We start from the raw sequence: 17,053 nt of genomic DNA on the forward strand, positions 1-17,053 counted from the left end.
GGCCGCCTGTCTCGAGAACTGCGAAATATATTCCTGCTAGACAAACGCCGCCGATGTTTCACGTGAAACTAGTTGTCCTCGAGGTGCGCGGGGAAGGTGGCGAACAGGGGCAAAGGCATTGCTTGTCGACGCATCACGTCACCCCACAGATCCGCACCCGCGGGAGCGACGACGTCGGAGGGCAGGGCGGGGGTGACAAACCAGTCGCCGCGCAGGATCTCGTCGTCAAGTTGGCCCGGCGCCCACTCGGCGTAGCCGGCGAAGATGCGGATGCCGTCGAGAAAATCGCCGACCTCGAGGGGAGAGGCGTTCAGGTCCACGAGTACGAGGCGGTTGGCCAGGCGGTTCAGGTAGGGGTTCTCGGACGCGCCGGCCGTCGTCACGCCCAAGCCCACGGCGGATTCCGCACCCACCGGCCCACCGATGTGCACGGCCTGCGGCTTGGCGGCGAGTTCGGCCCAGCCCGCGTCCATCACGTTGGCGACGGCGACCTCGCTGCGGCGGTTGAGCACCACGCCGAGGGTGTGGTCCGCGTCGTGCTCCAGCACGAGCAACACAGTGCGGGCGAACTCGGGCGAGAACATGCCGGGCGCGGAGACGAGCAGCATGCCCGGCTCCGGATCCACCCGCTCCAATGCGTTGAACAGGCGGTCTGCGTAGAAATACTCAGGCATTTTCCTTCTCCCACCAGGCTTTCAGCTCGGCGACGGCCTCGTCGTGGTCCAGCTCGCCGCGCTCCAAGCGCAGCTCCTTGAGATACTTCCACGCCTTGCCCACCTCCGGGCCGGGTTCGAGCCCCAGGATCTGCATGATCTCGTTGCCGTCCAGGTCCGGTCGCACCCGCGCGAGGTCCTCCTTGGCGGCGATGTCGGCGATGCGCTCCTCTAGGTGGTCGTAGGTTCGCTGCAGGCGCGCGGCCTTCTTGGCGTTGCGGGTGGTGGAATCAGCGCGCACGAGTTTGTGCAGCTTGGGCAGCAGTTCGCCGGCGTCGGTGACGTAGCGGCGCACGGCGGAGTCGGTCCACTGGCCCTCGCCGAAACCGTGGAAGCGCATGTGCAGGAACACGAGTTGGCCCACGTCGGTGATGACGTGCTTCGGGTACTTCAGGGCCTTTAAGCGCTTGCGGGTCATCTTCGCGCCGACCACCTCGTGGTGGTGGAAGGTCACGCCGCCTCCCTCCTTGGGCGCGCGGGTGGCGGGTTTGCCGATGTCGTGCATCAGCGCCGCCCAGCGCAGCTTCAGATCCGGACCCTCGTCCTCCAGTTCGGTGGCCTGGCGCAGCACGGTCAGGGAGTGGCGGTAGACGTCCTTGTGCTGCATGTGCTCGTCGGTCTCCAGCTGCAGCGCGGGAATCTCGGGCAAAATATACGAAGCCAAACCGGTGGACACCAGCAGGTCGATGCCCTCCCAGGGATGTGCGCCGAGCATGAGTTTATCCAGCTCAGCCTGCACACGCTCGGCGGTGATGCGCTCGATCTCGCCCGCCATGTCGCACATCGCGTCGAACACCCGGTCGGCCACGCTGAAGCCCAGCTGGGAGACGAAGCGGGCCGCGCGCAGCATGCGCAAAGGATCGTCGCGGAACGACACCTCGGGTTCCTGCGGGGTGTCTAAGACCTGCTCCACAAGGTCCGCAAGCCCGTCGACGGGGTCGTGGAAGGTGGGGGAGAGGCGGAGCTCGTCGTCAAGCGAAAGCTCAATGGCCATGGCGTTGCAGGCGAAGTCGCGGCGGATGAGGTCGCCCTCGAGCGTGTCGCCGAAGGTGACTTCGGGGTTGCGGGTCACGCCGTCGTAGAGGTCGGAGCGGAAGGTGGTGATTTCCACGGTTTCGCCGCGGCGGATGGCGGAGACGGTGCCGAACTCGATGCCGGTGTCCCACACCTTCTCGCCCCATTCGCCCAGGATCTCCTGGATCACCTCGGGGCGGGCGGAGGTGGTGAAGTCGAGGTCGTGCACCCCGCGGCCGAGCATCGCGTCGCGCACGGAGCCGCCGACCATATATAAGGTCTCGCCGCGGTCGGAAAACAGTTGCGCGAGGGGCTCAAGCAGACCAGCATGCTTGGCCACGACATCCTGCGCCCTCGCCATCAGCGCAGGGGCGGCCAAAGGGTCGGTCGGGTCTGGCATATCGAAGAGCTTCTGCGTCACCCGGGACACGATACCCGCCACCCCCGCGCGGGAAGTACCACAACCGGCCGAAAGACCGATACCATGACACGAATGAGTGACAACCAGCGCCCGGTACCGGGACCCTCTAACGGCAAGGGGGGCTCCGGCGGCGGTAAGCGCCGGCCGCGGCGCCGGCGCGGGGGCAAACCCGCCGAGCAGAAACAGCAGCCGGGAGACAAACCGAAGCGGAAGCGGAATAACCGCCGCGGAAAGAACTCCCGCGGCGGGCGCAAGCAGCACAATCGTCGTAGGTCGAAGTACCAGCAGCACGATTCGTCGATAGAGACGCGCGACGAGACCTCCGCCGGCGGCCTAGTGGTCTCCGGCATGGCCGAGGCCGTGGGCAAAGACGGCAAGGTGGACATGAGCCGCATCTACGTCGCGCTCATCGGCCGCTTGGACCGCCGCGGGCGGCTGTTGTGGTCCATGCCGAAAGGCCACGTGGAAAACGGCGAGCACCAGTGGGTCACCGCCGAGCGCGAGGTGTGGGAGGAAACCGGCATCACCGGAGAGGCCTTCGACACCCTGGGCACAATCGACTACTGGTTCGTCTCCGACGGCGTGCGCATTCACAAGACGGTGCACCACAACCTGCTGCGCTACGTCGACGGCGTGTTCAACGACGAGGACCCAGAGGTCACCGAGGTGGCGTGGGTGCCCATGAGCGATTTGATGGAGCACCTCGCGTACGCCGATGAGCGCAAACTCGCGCGCATCGCCTACGACCGGATGCCGGACTTGGCCAGAAAGGAAAAGAAGGCCGGAAGGGCAACTCCGCGATGAACCGGTACGCCGCGCTGGCTGCCGTCGTGCTCGCCGCCCCCGCCGTGCCGCTGGCGCCGGACAACCCGGAAGTGACGGAGCACTGGGCGAACCTGACCGTGCGCCCGTCCGAAGGCGAGCAGGCGAGTGTGGAGGTCGTGGAGGCCCCGCACGCCATCTCCGCCCACGATCCGTTTCACGTGAAACTTCGCGTGACCAACCACACCAAGGACACGCTCGAGGGCTTCAGCGTGGTTCCGCGCCGAGCTTCGGCGGTGGCCTCCGTGATGGAGCAGCGCTACGCAACCATCGCCGGCCCGCAGGAGTATGGGGTGGTGGGGGACGCGCGTGACGTCGATAAGCAATTGGCCCCCGGCGACTCGCTGGAGATCGAGATGGACCTGGGCCTCGACCTGCCGGATGTGGGCACGTACCCAATCATGCTGCAGCTTCTCGACGCCTCCGGTGCCCCCCTCGACACCGACCGCTTCCACATGGGCGTCAAGGGCGTCCGGGACAACATCCGGGCCGCGGAGCTGACCGCGCTGTACCCGGTGACCGCGGACGTGGACATCCTGCCCGGCGAGACCGGCGAGGCACCCGAGACGCAGCCGCTGGTGCTGGCGAACGACTCGCTGGCCGGCCAACTCGCGCCCGAGGGGCGGCTGAGCAAACTGGTGGACCAGTACATCGAGGCGGCCCAGACGCCGGAAGTCGGTTACGCCACCTGCGTGGCGCTGGACCCGGCGCTGATCGACACCGTGGAGCGCATGCAACACGGCTACACCGTCGACGACGAACGCCCCGCCGTGGTGGAGGAACCGAAACGCCTGCGCGACTCCTGGGGAGGAGAAGGCGACCCCGACGGCGAACCCGGCGTCGGCGTAGACGACGCGAAGGTGTGGCTGGACAAGGTGCGCCACATCGCTGCCACCGGCTGCGTGGTGTCGCTGCCGTGGGCGAACGCGGACTTGAACGCCGTGGCGCGCACCGGCGACACGTGGCTCATGCGCGAGGCGGTGGAGCGCGGGCCGTTCGTGCTGCAGCGCGTACTGGGTACCGCCGGCACCCTCAACACCGTGGTCACCGGCGCAGGTTACGTCGAAAACGGCACCGCGCCGGCGCTGGGATGGGCGGACCATTCGCGCTCCACCGTCATGGACGAAGGCATGCAGGCCGCGTGGGAACGCGCCGAAGCGGCCGAGGTACAGGAAGAACACGACGGGTCTGAAAGCGCCCTGGAGCGCGCGGACCTGGCGGATCTCGCCGGGTCGGCCGCACCCGCACCGCAGCAACCAGTGCGCGTGCTGGCCGCCGCCGAGGGCAGGAACTACGGCTGGATCGCGCCGGGAGTGATGACGGTGGGCTACCAGTCCTCCCTGGCCACCGTGCTGGCCGCCACCGGCGTGGACCCCGAAACCACCGGTTTTTCCCAGCAGAACCTGCGCTACAACTACGCCGTGGACTCCAAGGCCGCCCGCGACACCAACGCCGCCGCCGCGGTGCGGCTGGCCGCCCAGTCCGCCTGGGTGGCGGGAGACTCCGGGGAGCAGCCGGAGCCGGTCCTGGTCGCCCCGCCGGTGAACTGGGACGCGGACACCGCCGCCGCCGTGCTGGGCACCGTGGCCGAGCTGGTCACCGGCGCGGGCGCGCACCCCATGGCGTTTGGCACCTACCTGGACGCTCCAGCTGATGTTCAGCCGGCGGGTGAGCCGGAGCAGCGCTCAGACCCCACCGCGTTTACCGACGCCGAGGTGCTCCAGGTGACCCAGCAGGCCGGGTTCATCAACGACCTGACGGGGTTGATGGTGCCCGATCCCGGCATTGCGCTGACCCGCTACGGGTTCACCCTGCCGCTGCGCCGGGACCTACTGCAGGCGCTGTCCATCGGGCAGCGCCGCGCAATGTCGCGCTACAGCGACGCGGCGGCGGCCACTAGCGAGCGCCTCGGCGCCTCCCGCGCCGCGCTGGGAGACCTGCGCTCGGCGGTGGACCTGATCCCGCCCGGGAACGTCTACACGCGCACCTCCAATTCCAGCCCGCTGCTCATCGTGGCCCGCAACGGATTGCCGCTGCCGGTGGAGACCTCCATCAACTTCTCCGGGCCTGCGGACGCCCGCCTGCACGTGCCCGGGGTGCTGCGCATCCCGGCCCGCGGGTCTGTCACGGTGCAGATGACCGCGGACCTGCCGGAAAGCTCCCGCGGCACGGACCTGAATCTGTACCTGGCGAGCGCGAACGGGCAGCCGATCTCGCAGCCCGTGGACATCTCCGTGCGCACCACGCGGATCACGGTGGGCCGCTGGCTCGCCATCGCCGCGCTGGTTCTGGCCGGGCTGCTGGTGGTCATCGCGTTGCGCGGCGCGCGGGGCAGCCCGCCCGCAAGCAGCGAACGAGAACCACAGCCCAGCAGACGTAAGAATCGGAGAACCAAGTGACGGAACAGGGACTGCGCCGGCGCATTGTCACGCCAGCGCCGCCAGCGCCGGTACCGGCGCCGCGCGAAACCAAACCGGCGCGCGAGGAGCTCGAGGACGGCGCGCCGGATAAGTCGCTGCTGACCACCAGCCCCAAGGGTGAGACCATCGCCCCGCCGCAGACCGCCGACACCGTAGCCGCGGGCACAGCAAGCACTGTCGCTGTCGCCGAACCCCAGGCCAGCGAGGAGGAGCCCACCGCCAAGGGCGGGGAGAAGGTCGTGCGCGCCACCGGCTCCATGGCCGTGGCCACCCTCATCTCGCGCATCACCGGGTTCATCCGCACCGTACTCATCGGCGCGGCGCTCGGCGAGGTGGTGGCGGCGTCCTTCAACACCGCCAACACCCTGCCCAACCTGATCACGGAGATCGTGCTCGGCTCCGTGCTCACAGCACTGGTGGTGCCGGTGCTGGTGCGCGCGGAGAAAGAGGATGCAGACCACGGCGCGGCGTTTATCCGCCGCCTGTTCACGCTGACCCTGACTCTGATGACGGTGGTCACCGTCGCCGCCGTGGCGGCCGCGCCGCTGCTGAGCCGGATGATGATGGACGAGGACTCCCTGGGCAACCTCGTCCAAACCACCTCGTTCGCGTATTTGGTGCTGCCGCAGATCTTCTTCTACGGCATGTTCTCCCTGTTCATGGCAATTTTGAACACGAAGGAGCACTTCCGCCCGGGCGCCTGGGCCCCGGTGGCCAACAACGTCGTCTCCATTGCCGTGCTCGTGGCGTACATGGCGCTGCCGGGGCGGCTGAACCCGGCGGCGCCGACGTCGATAAGCAATCCCCACGTGCTCCTGCTGGGCCTTGGCACCACGGCCGGCGTGGTGGTGCAGTGCCTGATCATGCTGCCCGCGCTGCGCAAGCTGGGCATCGATTTACGCCCGCTGTGGGGCATTGACGAGCGCCTCAAGCAGTTCGGCGGCATGGCGCTGGCGATTGTCACCTACGTGGCCATTAGCCAGTTCGGCTACGTCATCACCTCGCGCATCGCGTTTGACGCGGACGCGGCGGCGCAGTTCATCTACCAGCAGCACTGGATGTTGCTGCAAATGCCGTACGGCATCATCGGCGTCACCCTGCTGACCGCGATCATGCCGCGCATGTCCCGCAACGCCGCGGACGGCGACGACGCAGCCGTGGTCGCGGACCTGACCATGGGCACGAAGCTGACGTTCATCGCGATGCTCCCGATCATCATCTTCATGACGGCGCTGGGCCCCGACATCGCCCACGCCCTGTTCGCCTACGGCTCGTTCAGCCCCCAGGCCGCGCACCTGCTCGGCCTGACCATCTCCGCGTCCTCGTTCACCCTGATCCCGTACGCGCTGGTGATGCTGCACCTGCGCGTGTTCTACGCGCGCGAAGAGGCGTGGACGCCCACGTTCATCATCGCCGGCATCACCGGCACGAAGATCCTGCTGTCCGCGCTCGCGCCGTACATCGCGCAGGACCCCAGCCACGTGGTGGTGCTGCTCGGTGCGGCGAACGGCTTCGGCTTTGTCGCCGGCGCGCTCATCGGCGCGCTGCTGCTGCGCCGCAAGCTGGGCACCCTGCGCTCCAGCGACGTGCTGCGCACCTCCATCTGGGCGGTGGCCGCGGCACTCGTGGGTGTTGCGGTGATCTTCGGTGTGCGCTGGCTGCTTCGCGACGTCGCCGGCCTGCACCTGCCCGAGGCCCTCGGACGCCTCATCGGTGCCCCCAGCCTGGGCAACCTCATCGAGGTGGTCCTGCTGGGCCTGCTGTTTCTGGTGGTCACCGGCCTGGTGCTGTCGCGCTCCAAGCTGCCCGAGGTGCAGAACCTGGGCCGCGCGCTGCAGCGCATCCCGGTGCTGGGGCGCTTCATCCGCCCGGACGAGGACCGCGCGCTCGAGGTGGGCGAGGCGGACCCGCGGGACGTGTCCAACCAGTTCCTCGCCTCCGACACCTTCAACGCCTCCCCGGTGCCGCCGCCGATGTCGGCCGGTGTGGTCCGCGGGCCGCGTCTGGTGCCGGGCGCGAGCGTGTCCGACGGGCGCTTCCGCCTGATCCGCGACCACGGCGCCACCACCGGCGCGCGCTTCTGGCAGGCGAGGGAAGTGGCCACCGGCCGCGATGTGGCGCTGACGTTCGTGGACACCACCGGTGCCGCCCCGATGGCCCCGGCCACCCCCCGCGAGGCGGCGCTGAAGGCCGCCGGCGTGGCGCGGCGCACCCGCAAGATGGACAAGCTGCACCTGCCTGCGGTGGCCGAGAACATTGAAATCCTGTCGTACCGTTCCGGCGCCCTCGTGGTGGCGGACTGGGTGGAGGGCTCCTCGGTCAAGGCCGTGGCGGAGTCCGGCCAGACACTGCACACCGAGGCCGTGGCCAACGCGCTGGCACCGCTGGCCGGTGCCATGGCCGCGGCGCACGAGGAGGACGTGCCGCTGGGGCTAGACAACCGCCAGCAGCTGCGCATCGACCACGAAGGCCACGTGCGCCTGGCGTTCCCGGTGGTGTTGCCGGACGCCACCCCGGCAACGGACGCGGAGTCCTTCGCCTCCGCACTGACGCTGCTGACCAGCAACGTCAGCTCCGACGACCTGGACGATGTCACCGCCCGCACCCGCGCGCTTGTGGACGCGGACGCGGTGGACCAGGCCGCCTTCCGCGACATCGAGCGCGCCCTGTACGAGGCGGCGAACCTGCCGGTGCCCAACGAGGACGCCCCGACTGACGAGATCCCGGTGGTGGAGATCTACGAGCCGGTCGAGCCGGTGGCCGAGCACGTGGAGGACCCGGACGAGCTGCGCGGCGGCTTCGGCGGCCGCACCATGGGCCCGGTGACCATCGGGCTGCTCACCTTCGCCGCGGTCATCGCCGCGGTGCTGGTGGGCGTGCTCACCACGTACCTGGTGGACTTCGTCTCCGGCGAAAACGTAGTGGACCGTCCGTCGGCCGCGCCCACAACCACCACACGCGACCCGGGCATGCCGGTGGTCATCGGCCCGCTGAACATGGAGGTCTTAGACGACAGCTCCGTGCAGTTCACCCCTGAGGACGGCTCGACGTTCACGCTTGAGCAGGTGCTTATCGACGCCTCCGGCACCGCCAACTACACCCTGTACGGCGTGACGGCAGAGCAGGAGACCGCGCACCCGCCCGTGATCGCGGAGGGCAAGTTGCGGGGCGGCCAGATCAGCGCCGACGTCGAAACCAACGAACCATTGTTACGCGTGGTGCTGAAGGTCGACGGCGAGACGGATGTGAAGAACCTCTCGCTGGTCGGCCACGTAGTTGTCCACTGAAATGCGCACCCGGCCCTAGGCAGGGGGTCTAGGGCCGGGGCATAGTGGGGGCAACTGAATTTTTGGGGGGAAAATGGACTACATCAACGACCGGCAGCTGGTGGCGAACTACCTGGCAGGGGACCGGCAGGCCTTCGCGCTCATCGTGCGGCGCCACCGCAAACGTATGTACTTCGCCGCCCGCAACTTCGCGCGCAACGAGCAGGACGCCCAAGACATCGTCCAAGACGCCCTGTTCAAGGCGGCGCGCAGCATGCACACCTACCGCGGGGAAGCGAAGCTGTCCACGTGGCTGCACCGCATGACCATCAACGCGGCGATAGACCACCAGCGCAAAGACGGCCGCTCCGGCGCCCAGTGCAGCCTGGACGACAACGACACCGTCGACATCGACGCGAACAAGTACCTCGCCTACAACCCCATGGAGAACATGGAGCGCACGATGGCCATGCGGCAGGCCCTGGCGGTGCTGCCGCAGGCGCAGCGCAAAGCGCTGTGGCTCATCGACGTCGCGGGCATGAGCGTCGGCGACGCCGCCGCGGAACTCGGGGTGCAACCCGGCACCGTGAAGTCGCGCCGCTACCGGGCGCGCGAGGCCGTCGCAGCGGCGATAGGGGAGGCGGCGCCGGCGCGCTAAGATCTGCAACCATGACTTCCCCCGGCTTCAACTTTGTCACCCCGAAAACCGATGCGGCACCGGCGCCCGCAGCCGCCACCACCGGCACCGACGAGGTGCACGACCTGATCATCGTCGGCTCCGGCCCCTCCGGCTACACCGCCGCCCTCTACGCCGCCCGCGCCGAGCTGAAACCGCTCGTGTTCGAGGGCTACGAGTACGGCGGCGAACTGATGAACACCACCGAGGTGGAGAACTTCCCCGGCTTCGAAGACGGCATCATGGGCCCGGATCTCATGGCGAACATGCGCGCCCAGGCCGAAAAGTTCGGCGCGGACCTGCGCCAGGAGCTGGTGGACTCCGTGGACTTTTCCGGCGACATCAAAAAGGTCGTCGTGGACGACGAGGTCTACCAGGCCCGCGCCGTCATCCTCGCCACCGGCGCCGCGCCGCGCCACCTGGGCATTCCGGGCGAGGAGGAGCTGACCGGCCGTGGCGTGTCCACCTGCGCCACCTGCGACGGCTTCTTCTTCAAAGACCAGCACATCGCCGTCGTCGGCGGCGGCGACTCCGCCATGGAGGAGGCCACCTTCCTGACCAAGTTCGGCTCCAAGGTCACGCTGATCCACCGCTCGGAGAACTTCCGCGCCTCCAAGATCATGCTCGAGCGCGCACGCGAAAACGACAAGATCGAGATCCTTACCAACACCGTCGTCGACTCCGTGGTGGAAGCGGGCGGCAAGGTCGGCGGGCTGAACATCCGCAACACCGTCACCGGCGCAGAAAGCGTGCTGGATGCCACCGCGCTGTTCGTTGCCATCGGCCACGACCCGCGCTCCGGATTCCTGGCCGGCCAGGTTGCTGTGGACGAGGGTGGTTACGTCGAGGTAGCGGAGCCGTCGACAAGCACGAGCGTTGCAGGCGTGTTCGCGTGCGGCGACCTGGTGGACAAAACCTATCGCCAGGCCATCACCGCCGCTGGCGCCGGCTGCCGCGCCGCGCTGGACGCACAGCACTACCTGGCGGCGCTGTAGACTAGCGCGCATGAACGCACCAGTTGATGTGACCCAAGCAACCTTCAAAAACGAGGTCATCGAGGCGGACACCCCGGTGCTCGTGGACTTCTGGGCGGAGTGGTGCGGCCCGTGCCGCAAACTCTCCCCGCTGCTGGACGAAGTCGCACAGGAAATGGCCGGCCAAGTCAAGGTGGCGAAGGTCAACGTGGACAACGAGCGCGCGCTCGGCGCCATGTTCCAAGTCATGTCCATCCCCGCCGTCCTGCTGTTCAAGGACGGCAAAAAGGTCGACGAGTTCGTGGGTGTGCGCCCCAAATCCGAGATCGTTTCCAAGATTCAGGCGCAGCTCTAGCGGCGCGTAGACTGACTCTGTCCATCCGAATAGAAAGGCCCGCATGCAAGACATTTTGCGCGTTGGCGACTCCAGCACACGGGTCGCCGAGGTCCGGATGTCCTTAGCCCGCCTGGGCCTGCTAGACGGCTACGAGGGCGAGATCGACTCCACCCGCCGCTTCACCGAAGCCGAGATGCTTTACGACGACACGCTGTGCGAGGCCGTCAAAGCCTTCCAACAATCCCGCGGCATCGTGCCCACCGGGACCATCGACTCGGCGACGCTGCGGGAACTGCGCGAAGCGTCCTACACCCTCGGCGCGCGCGTGCTGAGCTACCAGCCCGGCCAGGAAATGGTCGGCGACGATGTCCGGCAGCTGCAATCCCAGCTCCACGAGCTGGGCTTCTACCCGCACCGGATAGACGGCCGCTTCGGTCCGCACACCTATGAGTCGCTGATGAACTACCAGCTCAACTCCGGGCTGGAAGACGACGGCGTGTGCGGCCCCGACACGCTGCGCGCCCTGTCGCTTCTGGGCCGGCGCATCACCGGCGGGTCCGCCCAGGCCATCCGCGAGCGCGAAACCGTGCGCCAGGCCGGCCCGAACCTGACCGGCAAGCGCGTGGTCATCGACCCGGACCTGGGCGGCACCGACCGCGGCCTGGTGGTGGACGGCCCGTACGGCCCCATCACAGAAGAAGAAATCCTGTGGGATTTGGCCCAGCGCATTGAGGGGCGCATGGTTGCCGCCGGCATGGAGACCATCCTGTCGCGCCCGCGCGGCGACAACCCCTCCAACAAGCAGCGCGCCGACCTGGCCAACGGGTTCAAGGCGGACCTGGTCATTTCGCTGCGCCTGGACTCCTACCCGAATGAGAAAGCCAACGGCGTGGCCACGTTCTATTTCGGCTCCGAGAAGGGCAGCTCCTCGTTAACCGGGGAGACGCTCTCGGGCTACATCCAGCGCGAGGTCGCCGCCCGCACTCAGCTACAGAACTGCCGTAACCACGCCCGCACCTGGGAGATGCTGCGCATGACCCGGATGCCGTCGGTGGAACTTGTGGCCGGCTACCTCACCAACCCGGGGGACCTGGCCATCCTCACCGACCCAAACGAGCGCGACGCCATCGCCGAAGCCGTCGTGGTGGCCGTGAAGCGCCTCTACCTACTCGGCCACGACAACCGGCCCACCGGCACCTACTCCTTCAAGGAGCTGCTGCGGGAGGAAAAGCACGCCTAGTCGGTGCCCTGGATGAGCCCCATGATGCGCTCGAAGTCGTCCTTGTCGCCGAACTCGACCACGATTTTGCCCTTGCGCTTGCCCATGGTCACCGACACCTTGGTGTCCCAGATGTCAGCCAGTGAGTCGGCGGCGCGGGTGAGGTACTCCGGCTGCGGGGCGGGCTGACGCTTCGGCTTGTCCGGCACCTTGCCGCCTGCGTTGATCAGGGACACGGCCTCTTCCGTGGCGCGGACGGACAACCCCTCGGCGACGATACGGTCAGCGAGTTGGGCCTGGGCGTCAGCGGTGTCGTCGCCAACTTTAATGCCCAACAGCGCACGCGCGTGGCCTGCGGAAAGCACGCCGGCGGCGACGCGGCGCTGCACGCCCACGGGCAGGTTGAGCAGGCGGATCGCGTTGGTGATCACGGGGCGCGAGCGGCCCAAACGGTCCGCGAGCTGCTCCTGGGTCACGCCGAACTCGTCGAGAAGCTGCTGGTAGGCGGCCGCCTCTTCGAGCGGGTTGAGCTGGACGCGGTGGATGTTTTCCAAAAGCGCGTCGCGCAGCATGTCCTCGTCGGAGGTTTCACGCACGATCGCCGGGATGTGCTTCAGGCCGGCCTTGGAGGCGGCGCGCCAGCGACGTTCGCCCATGATCAGCTCAAAACCCTCGGGCGTGTCGCGCACAACGATGGGCTGGAGCAGGCCGAACTCGCGGATGGAGTGGACCAGCTCAGCCAGCTCGTCCTCGTCGAAGACCTGGCGCGGCTGCTTCGGGTTGGGGATGATCTGGCCGACCGGGATCTCCTGGTAGCGCGCGCCCACCGGCACGGGCTGGATCACCTTGTCGCGCTTGGCAGACACTGTCGGGGCGCCCTGGACTTTCTTTTTGGGGGCACCCTTTGGTGCGTCGTCAGGCTTGGGTGCTTCCTTGCCAAAGATCACGTCGGAGGCGCCCCCGCCGATGCCCGGGGTCTTGCCGTTTTTGTCGATGTCCGACGGCGTCGACGGGATAAGCGCCGCCAGTCCGCGGCCGAGGCCGCCCTTGCGTTCTGCCATTGATTAGTCCTCCTCAGAGTCGAGCTGGTTGTAGACCTCGGGGCTCACGCCGATCGGGCCGGTAGTGGGGTGGGGCTGGTAGTCGCCGCGGGTGGCCAGCTCCTTCGCCGCGTCGAAGTAGGCCAGCGCACCGCGGGAGCCGGGGTCGTAATCGATGACGGTCTGGCCGTAGCCGGGCGCCTCGGAGACCTTCACGGAGCGGGGGATGACGTTGTTCAGCACCACTTGGCCGAACTGGCCGCGCACCTCGTCAGCCACGTCGGCGGCAAGGCGGGTGCGGGCGTCGTACATCGTCAGCAGGATCCCGGAGATGTGCAGGTTGTGGTTCAGGTGCTCGCGGATCATGCCGATGTTGCTCAAAAGCTGGCCCACGCCCTCGAGCGCGTAGTACTCGCACTGGATGGGGATGAGCACCTCGTCCACCGCGGTCATCGCGTTGATAGTGAGCAGCCCAAGCGACGGCGGGCAGTCAATGAACACGTAATCGAAGCCGTGCTCGTCCAAAAAGCCCCGGCGGATCTGGTCGTGCAGGCGGTATTCGCGCCGCACCATTGACACCAGTTCAATCTCCGCGCCGGCCAGGTCGATGGTGGCGGGGATGCAGAACAGGTTCGGGTTCTCCGGGTGCGGCTGCACCGCGTCGGAGCCCTCGGCCTCGCCGATGAGCAACTCGTAGCTCGACGTGGTGCCGGAGGTGTGCTCCGCACCGAGCGCGGTCGACGCGTTGCCCTGCGGGTCCAGGTCGATCACCAGCACCTTCAGGCCCTGCTTGCTCAGCCCGGCCGCCAGGTTCACGCTGGTGGTGGTCTTGCCCACGCCGCCCTTCTGGTTGGCCACGGTGATCACGCGCGGCTGGTCCGGCTTCGGGAGCGTTTCGCTTCTCGACGTCACACGCGCCGCCCGCATCGCCGCCTCCATCACAGGAGTCTCGTCGTAGTTTTCCATCTACGCCCCCTTCTTTCTGCGCTGGATACGAATCAACGTGGTGGGCTGCTCCAGCACGGATCCGCCCACGGTAAAGATCTCCGCCTCGCCGCCGCCGGCCTTCGCAATAGCCTTTTCGTCGCGCTCGAGTTCCTCGGCCACGGATTCGCCCTTCATCGCAATCATGTACCCGCCGCCCTGCAGCAGCGGAATGGACCACCCGGCGAGCTTACCCAGCGGGGCGACGGCGCGGGATGTGACGGCGTCGAACTCCGCCTTCGCCTGCTCCTCAGCGCGCCCACGCACCACAGTCACGTTGTCCAGGCCTAGCTCGGAGACGACCTCCTTGAGGTAGGTGGAGCGCTTCAGCAGCGGCTCGATCAGCGTGATGGAAAGATCCGGCCGTGCAATCGCCAGCGGGATGCCGGGAAGGCCCGCACCGGAGCCGATGTCCGCAACCTTCCGCCCGGGTTCGAACGCCTCCGCGATTACCGCGCAGTTGAGGATGTGGCGCTCCCACAAGCGGTCCAGCTCTTTCGGCCCGATAAAGCCGCGCTCGGCGGCCGTGGTGGCCAGCGAGCGGTGGTATGCCTCGGCCAATCCGAGGCGTTCTCCGAAGACTTGGGCTGCGGCTGCAGGGGAGGTATCCGACATGCACAACACTGTAGTCGGCCCGCCGACATGAAAAAGTCCCGGCCACAAAGGGCCGGGACTACACGTCGATAAGCTAGTGCTACTTACCTTGCTTCCGCTGCTTCTTCGTGCGGCGGTCCTTGGTGCGCGCGCCCGGGGCGGGGGCGGTGGTGCGCTTGAGCTCCACCTTGCGCGCCTCCTCGGCGGCCTCTTCTTTATCCATCTTGTTGTTCAGCCACATGGACTGGAAGAACGTCCAGACGTTGTTGGTGAGCATGTAGAACAGCAGGCCGATGTGCCAGATCACGCCGGTGGCAAGAATCATGACGGGGAAGAACCACATCATCATCTTGTTCATCAAGCCCATCTGGCTCTGCATCATCTCGGCCATCTCGCCCTGCGGCTTCGGGCCCTTGCCGGCAGCCTTGCGGGCCTCCTGGCGCTTGACCATGATGCGTGCGTTGAGGTGCGTAAACGCCGCACACAGCACAACCAGCGGCAGGCACACAGCGATGATCTGCGCGCGGGTCAGGTCCACGTTGCTGAACGCGGCGTAGGCTTCCTGCGGCATGGACATGTACGCAGACAGCGGCACGCCGAAGAAATCTGCGTCCAGGAAAGACTGCACGTCTTCAGCCGGGAAGGCGTAGTTGGCGGTGGAGCGGTTTTCCTCCACAGACATTCCCAGCTCACTGGTGCGGTTAAAGGAGCGCAGCACGTGCAGCAGGCCGATGAAGATGGGCAGCTGCACAATCGGCACGATGCAGGACGACAGCGGGTTCGTGCCGTTTTCGCGGTAGAGTTTCTGCGTCTCCTCGGCGATCTTCTGCTGGTCGCCCGCGTACTTCTCGCGGATCTCCTGCATCCGTGGCTGCATCTCCTGCATTTTGCGCATGGAGCGCATCTGGTTGACCATCGGCTTCAGCAGCAGCAGGCGCACCGTGCAGGTGAGCAGGACGATGGCCAGGATCCAGGAGATGCCCGAATCCTTGGAGATGACAAAGCCGAGAACCTCGTGCCAGAACCTCAGCACCCAGGAAATCGGCGAATAAATGAAATTCAGCACGTTTCGGTGTTACTCCTCACTCATTTCAATGCTGCCCGGCACCGGGTCGTAGCCGCCGGGGTGCCAGGGCCCGCATTTACACAGCCTGGCCGCGGCCATTGCGCCGCCGCGCACCGCCCCGTGGCGTGACACGGCTTCGAGCGCATATGCACTGCATACTGGCATAAAACGGCACGTCCCGCCCATCTTAAGGGGTGAGATGTACTTTTGGTAACCGCGAATCAGCCCCACCAGCAGTTTCGCCACAGGCCCCCTCGCGGCGGGGATTTCGCCGCCGGCGAAGTTGAAGTAGGCCATTATCGTTTCTTTTGCGCTTTGTCCAGCGCTTTTTCAAGATCGCGCGCGAGCTCGTCGCTAGTTGCGGCGGCGGCGGGCGGCAGGGCGCGGATCACAACATCGCAGGAGCGCCCAAGCTTTTCGACGAGCTCCCGTTGCAGCACCACATTCCGCAACTTCCGCGACACGGCGTGGCGCGTCACGGCGTTGCCCACCTGCTTGGACACCACCAGGCCGAAGCGTGGCCCTCCCTGGATGACTACGTCGCCGCGCTGGTGCATATGCACCATTAACGTGCGAGACCCCGCGCGCACACCCTTCCTCATCGCAGTTTTGAAGTCTGCGGAGGAAGAAAGTTTGTGCGGGCGGGGTAACACGCGCGGGTTAAAACTATGCCGTCAGCTTTGCGCGGCCCTTCTTGCGGCGCGCGGAAACGATGGCGCGGCCGGCGCGGGTCTGCATGCGGGCACGGAAGCCGTGCTTGCGTGCGCGGCGACGGTTGTTCGGCTGGAAAGTCCGCTTAGACACGGTGGACTCCTTGTGCGGTCATGAACAGCCGACGGCTCGTCAAAAGCCTCCCGGGGAAGTGGCCGTTCCAAATGTGAAACGTTGCGTTGAGATTGCGGTTCGGCTCCGAAGTTGGAGCGCATTTCGCGTGCAGCGCCTTCGCCAGCTCGCCTTGGATCAAGCGGCCCGGTGCCCGGCGGGGGCGGTGCTCTCAGATGTACGCCGGTACAACCGACGTAAAGACGGGGTTAAGACTACGCGAATTTGTCCGCCTCGGCCAAATCAACACGCACACTTTCTTCCAGGGGCGATCGGGTACCCCCGTAATTACAACGGTGTGTTTTTTCCCAGGTGGCGCGGGAAATCCTCCCCGCACCCTGCGAGAGATCTGAGAGTATGTGGACAGCTGTTCGACGCGACGAGTTATCCACAAAAACCCGCCTTGGCGAAGTTTCGACAGTCCGAGGTCGGAGCAGGTAACAATGAAGCAATCACCACAATCGCACAGCCTGGGGATGCACAGGCCTGTGGATAACTGTGAAGTACGGGTTGAGACTTTCGCCCAGAACTTGTCGTTTAAACAGGTCACAGCGTTACAAAACCTCGCACCCAGTTATCCACAGGGCGTGCAGTCCCTGTGGACAAACCGCGCTGCTAAAGTATCCACAGCTGTGGATAACTCTGTGGAACAGCAGGTGACAGCGCGCCGAGCGGGCGAGCAGAG

Annotated in this window: 16 protein-coding genes; 7 read left to right on the top strand and 9 right to left on the bottom strand. The window is 66.7% G+C overall.

The genetic code is table 11. From position 1 onward, the window contains the following. Positions 1 to 68: 68 nt before the first annotated feature. Together CAFEA_RS11185 and CAFEA_RS11190 are read right to left on the bottom strand one after the other, a co-directional pair. Entirely contained in the window at positions 69 to 674 is a 606-nt protein-coding gene (locus CAFEA_RS11185) for a YqgE/AlgH family protein (protein WP_063937072.1), read from the bottom strand. Further along, entirely contained in the window at positions 667 to 2,088 is a 1,422-nt protein-coding gene (locus CAFEA_RS11190) for a CCA tRNA nucleotidyltransferase (protein WP_394326879.1), read from the bottom strand. Before CAFEA_RS11190 ends, CAFEA_RS11185 begins: the two co-directional genes overlap by 8 nt. Here CAFEA_RS11190 and CAFEA_RS11195 point away from each other — a divergent pair. From CAFEA_RS11195 to CAFEA_RS11225, 7 genes are all read left to right on the top strand, one after another. Beyond that, positions 2,056 to 2,952: an NUDIX hydrolase gene (locus CAFEA_RS11195; protein ID WP_253704898.1), complete on the top strand. Its 897-nt coding sequence runs from the start codon at positions 2,056 to 2,058 to the stop codon at positions 2,950 to 2,952. The two genes, CAFEA_RS11190 and CAFEA_RS11195, sit on opposite strands and share 33 nt — an antisense overlap. Continuing rightward, entirely contained in the window at positions 2,949 to 5,369 is a 2,421-nt protein-coding gene (locus tag CAFEA_RS11200; protein WP_063937074.1) for a DUF6049 family protein, read from the top strand. Before CAFEA_RS11195 ends, CAFEA_RS11200 begins: the two co-directional genes overlap by 4 nt. After that, on the top strand, positions 5,366 to 8,677 hold the full coding sequence (locus CAFEA_RS11205; protein WP_063937075.1) for a murein biosynthesis integral membrane protein MurJ: 3,312 nt from the start codon (positions 5,366 to 5,368) through the stop codon (positions 8,675 to 8,677). The genes CAFEA_RS11200 and CAFEA_RS11205 overlap by 4 nt, the downstream gene beginning before the upstream one ends. 73 nt (positions 8,678 to 8,750) lie before the next feature. Then, a complete protein-coding gene (locus CAFEA_RS11210) occupies positions 8,751 to 9,314 on the top strand; it encodes a sigma-70 family RNA polymerase sigma factor (protein WP_063937076.1) in 564 nt (187 codons plus the stop codon). 11 nt (positions 9,315 to 9,325) lie between these two features. Then, on the top strand, positions 9,326 to 10,327 hold the full coding sequence (trxB, locus tag CAFEA_RS11215) for a thioredoxin-disulfide reductase (protein ID WP_082855624.1): 1,002 nt from the start codon (positions 9,326 to 9,328) through the stop codon (positions 10,325 to 10,327). A gap of 10 nt (positions 10,328 to 10,337) precedes the next feature. Then, positions 10,338 to 10,661, top strand: a complete 324-nt coding sequence (gene trxA, locus CAFEA_RS11220) for a thioredoxin (RefSeq protein ID WP_034996669.1) — start codon at positions 10,338 to 10,340, stop codon at positions 10,659 to 10,661. A gap of 43 nt (positions 10,662 to 10,704) precedes the next feature. Further along, complete coding sequence (locus CAFEA_RS11225; protein ID WP_063937077.1) at positions 10,705 to 11,883, top strand: N-acetylmuramoyl-L-alanine amidase; 1,179 nt, start codon at positions 10,705 to 10,707, stop codon at positions 11,881 to 11,883. On the opposite strand, the gene CAFEA_RS11230 is transcribed toward CAFEA_RS11225, so the two are convergent. The 7 genes from CAFEA_RS11230 to rpmH all read right to left on the bottom strand — a co-directional run bounded on the left by CAFEA_RS11230 (position 11,880) and on the right by rpmH (position 16,350). Beyond that, entirely contained in the window at positions 11,880 to 12,923 is a 1,044-nt protein-coding gene (locus CAFEA_RS11230) for a ParB/RepB/Spo0J family partition protein (protein WP_063937078.1), read from the bottom strand. The genes CAFEA_RS11225 and CAFEA_RS11230 overlap by 4 nt on opposite strands. 3 nt (positions 12,924 to 12,926) lie before the next feature. Beyond that, positions 12,927 to 13,868: a ParA family protein gene (locus tag CAFEA_RS11235; RefSeq protein WP_063937079.1), complete on the bottom strand. Its 942-nt coding sequence runs from the start codon at positions 13,866 to 13,868 to the stop codon at positions 12,927 to 12,929. Then, the gene (gene rsmG, locus CAFEA_RS11240; RefSeq protein WP_063937080.1) at positions 13,869 to 14,501 is read right to left on the bottom strand and encodes a 16S rRNA (guanine(527)-N(7))-methyltransferase RsmG; all 633 of its coding nucleotides are present in this window, start codon (positions 14,499 to 14,501) and stop codon (positions 13,869 to 13,871) included. Positions 14,502 to 14,580: 79 nt separating this feature from the next. Beyond that, positions 14,581 to 15,546: a membrane protein insertase YidC gene (gene yidC / locus CAFEA_RS11245; RefSeq protein ID WP_063937081.1), complete on the bottom strand. Its 966-nt coding sequence runs from the start codon at positions 15,544 to 15,546 to the stop codon at positions 14,581 to 14,583. Between the two features lie 9 nt (positions 15,547 to 15,555). Then, the gene (gene yidD / locus CAFEA_RS11250; RefSeq protein ID WP_063937082.1) at positions 15,556 to 15,843 is read right to left on the bottom strand and encodes a membrane protein insertion efficiency factor YidD; all 288 of its coding nucleotides are present in this window, start codon (positions 15,841 to 15,843) and stop codon (positions 15,556 to 15,558) included. Next, the gene (rnpA, locus tag CAFEA_RS11255) at positions 15,843 to 16,199 is read right to left on the bottom strand and encodes a ribonuclease P protein component (protein ID WP_063937083.1); all 357 of its coding nucleotides are present in this window, start codon (positions 16,197 to 16,199) and stop codon (positions 15,843 to 15,845) included. The genes yidD and rnpA overlap by 1 nt, the downstream gene beginning before the upstream one ends. A 13-nt stretch (positions 16,200 to 16,212) precedes the next feature. Next, entirely contained in the window at positions 16,213 to 16,350 is a 138-nt protein-coding gene (gene rpmH, locus CAFEA_RS11260; RefSeq protein WP_034996682.1) for a 50S ribosomal protein L34, read from the bottom strand. Between the last annotated feature and the right edge of the window lie 703 nt (positions 16,351 to 17,053).

Source organism: Corynebacterium afermentans subsp. afermentans (genome assembly GCF_030408355.1).
Classification (GTDB): domain Bacteria; phylum Actinomycetota; class Actinomycetes; order Mycobacteriales; family Mycobacteriaceae; genus Corynebacterium; species Corynebacterium afermentans.

Bases quoted from the DNA above. Each gene is read 5' to 3' on its own strand.
- CAFEA_RS11185 (WP_063937072.1), bottom strand. From the start codon at position 674: ATGCCTGAGTATTTCTACGCAGACCGCCTGTTCAACGCATTGGAGCGG.
- CAFEA_RS11195 (WP_253704898.1), top strand. From the start codon at position 2,056: ATGCTTGGCCACGACATCCTGCGCCCTCGCCATCAGCGCAGGGGCGGC.
- CAFEA_RS11190 (WP_394326879.1), bottom strand. From the start codon at position 2,088: ATGGCGAGGGCGCAGGATGTCGTGGCCAAGCATGCTGGTCTGCTTGAG.
- CAFEA_RS11200 (WP_063937074.1), top strand. From the start codon at position 2,949: ATGAACCGGTACGCCGCGCTGGCTGCCGTCGTGCTCGCCGCCCCCGCC.
- CAFEA_RS11210 (WP_063937076.1), top strand. From the start codon at position 8,751: ATGGACTACATCAACGACCGGCAGCTGGTGGCGAACTACCTGGCAGGG.
- trxB (WP_082855624.1), top strand. From the start codon at position 9,326: ATGACTTCCCCCGGCTTCAACTTTGTCACCCCGAAAACCGATGCGGCA.
- trxA (WP_034996669.1), top strand. From the start codon at position 10,338: ATGAACGCACCAGTTGATGTGACCCAAGCAACCTTCAAAAACGAGGTC.
- CAFEA_RS11225 (WP_063937077.1), top strand. From the start codon at position 10,705: ATGCAAGACATTTTGCGCGTTGGCGACTCCAGCACACGGGTCGCCGAG.
- CAFEA_RS11230 (WP_063937078.1), bottom strand. From the start codon at position 12,923: ATGGCAGAACGCAAGGGCGGCCTCGGCCGCGGACTGGCGGCGCTTATC.
- CAFEA_RS11235 (WP_063937079.1), bottom strand. From the start codon at position 13,868: ATGGAAAACTACGACGAGACTCCTGTGATGGAGGCGGCGATGCGGGCG.
- rsmG (WP_063937080.1), bottom strand. From the start codon at position 14,501: ATGTCGGATACCTCCCCTGCAGCCGCAGCCCAAGTCTTCGGAGAACGC.
- yidD (WP_063937082.1), bottom strand. From the start codon at position 15,843: ATGGCCTACTTCAACTTCGCCGGCGGCGAAATCCCCGCCGCGAGGGGG.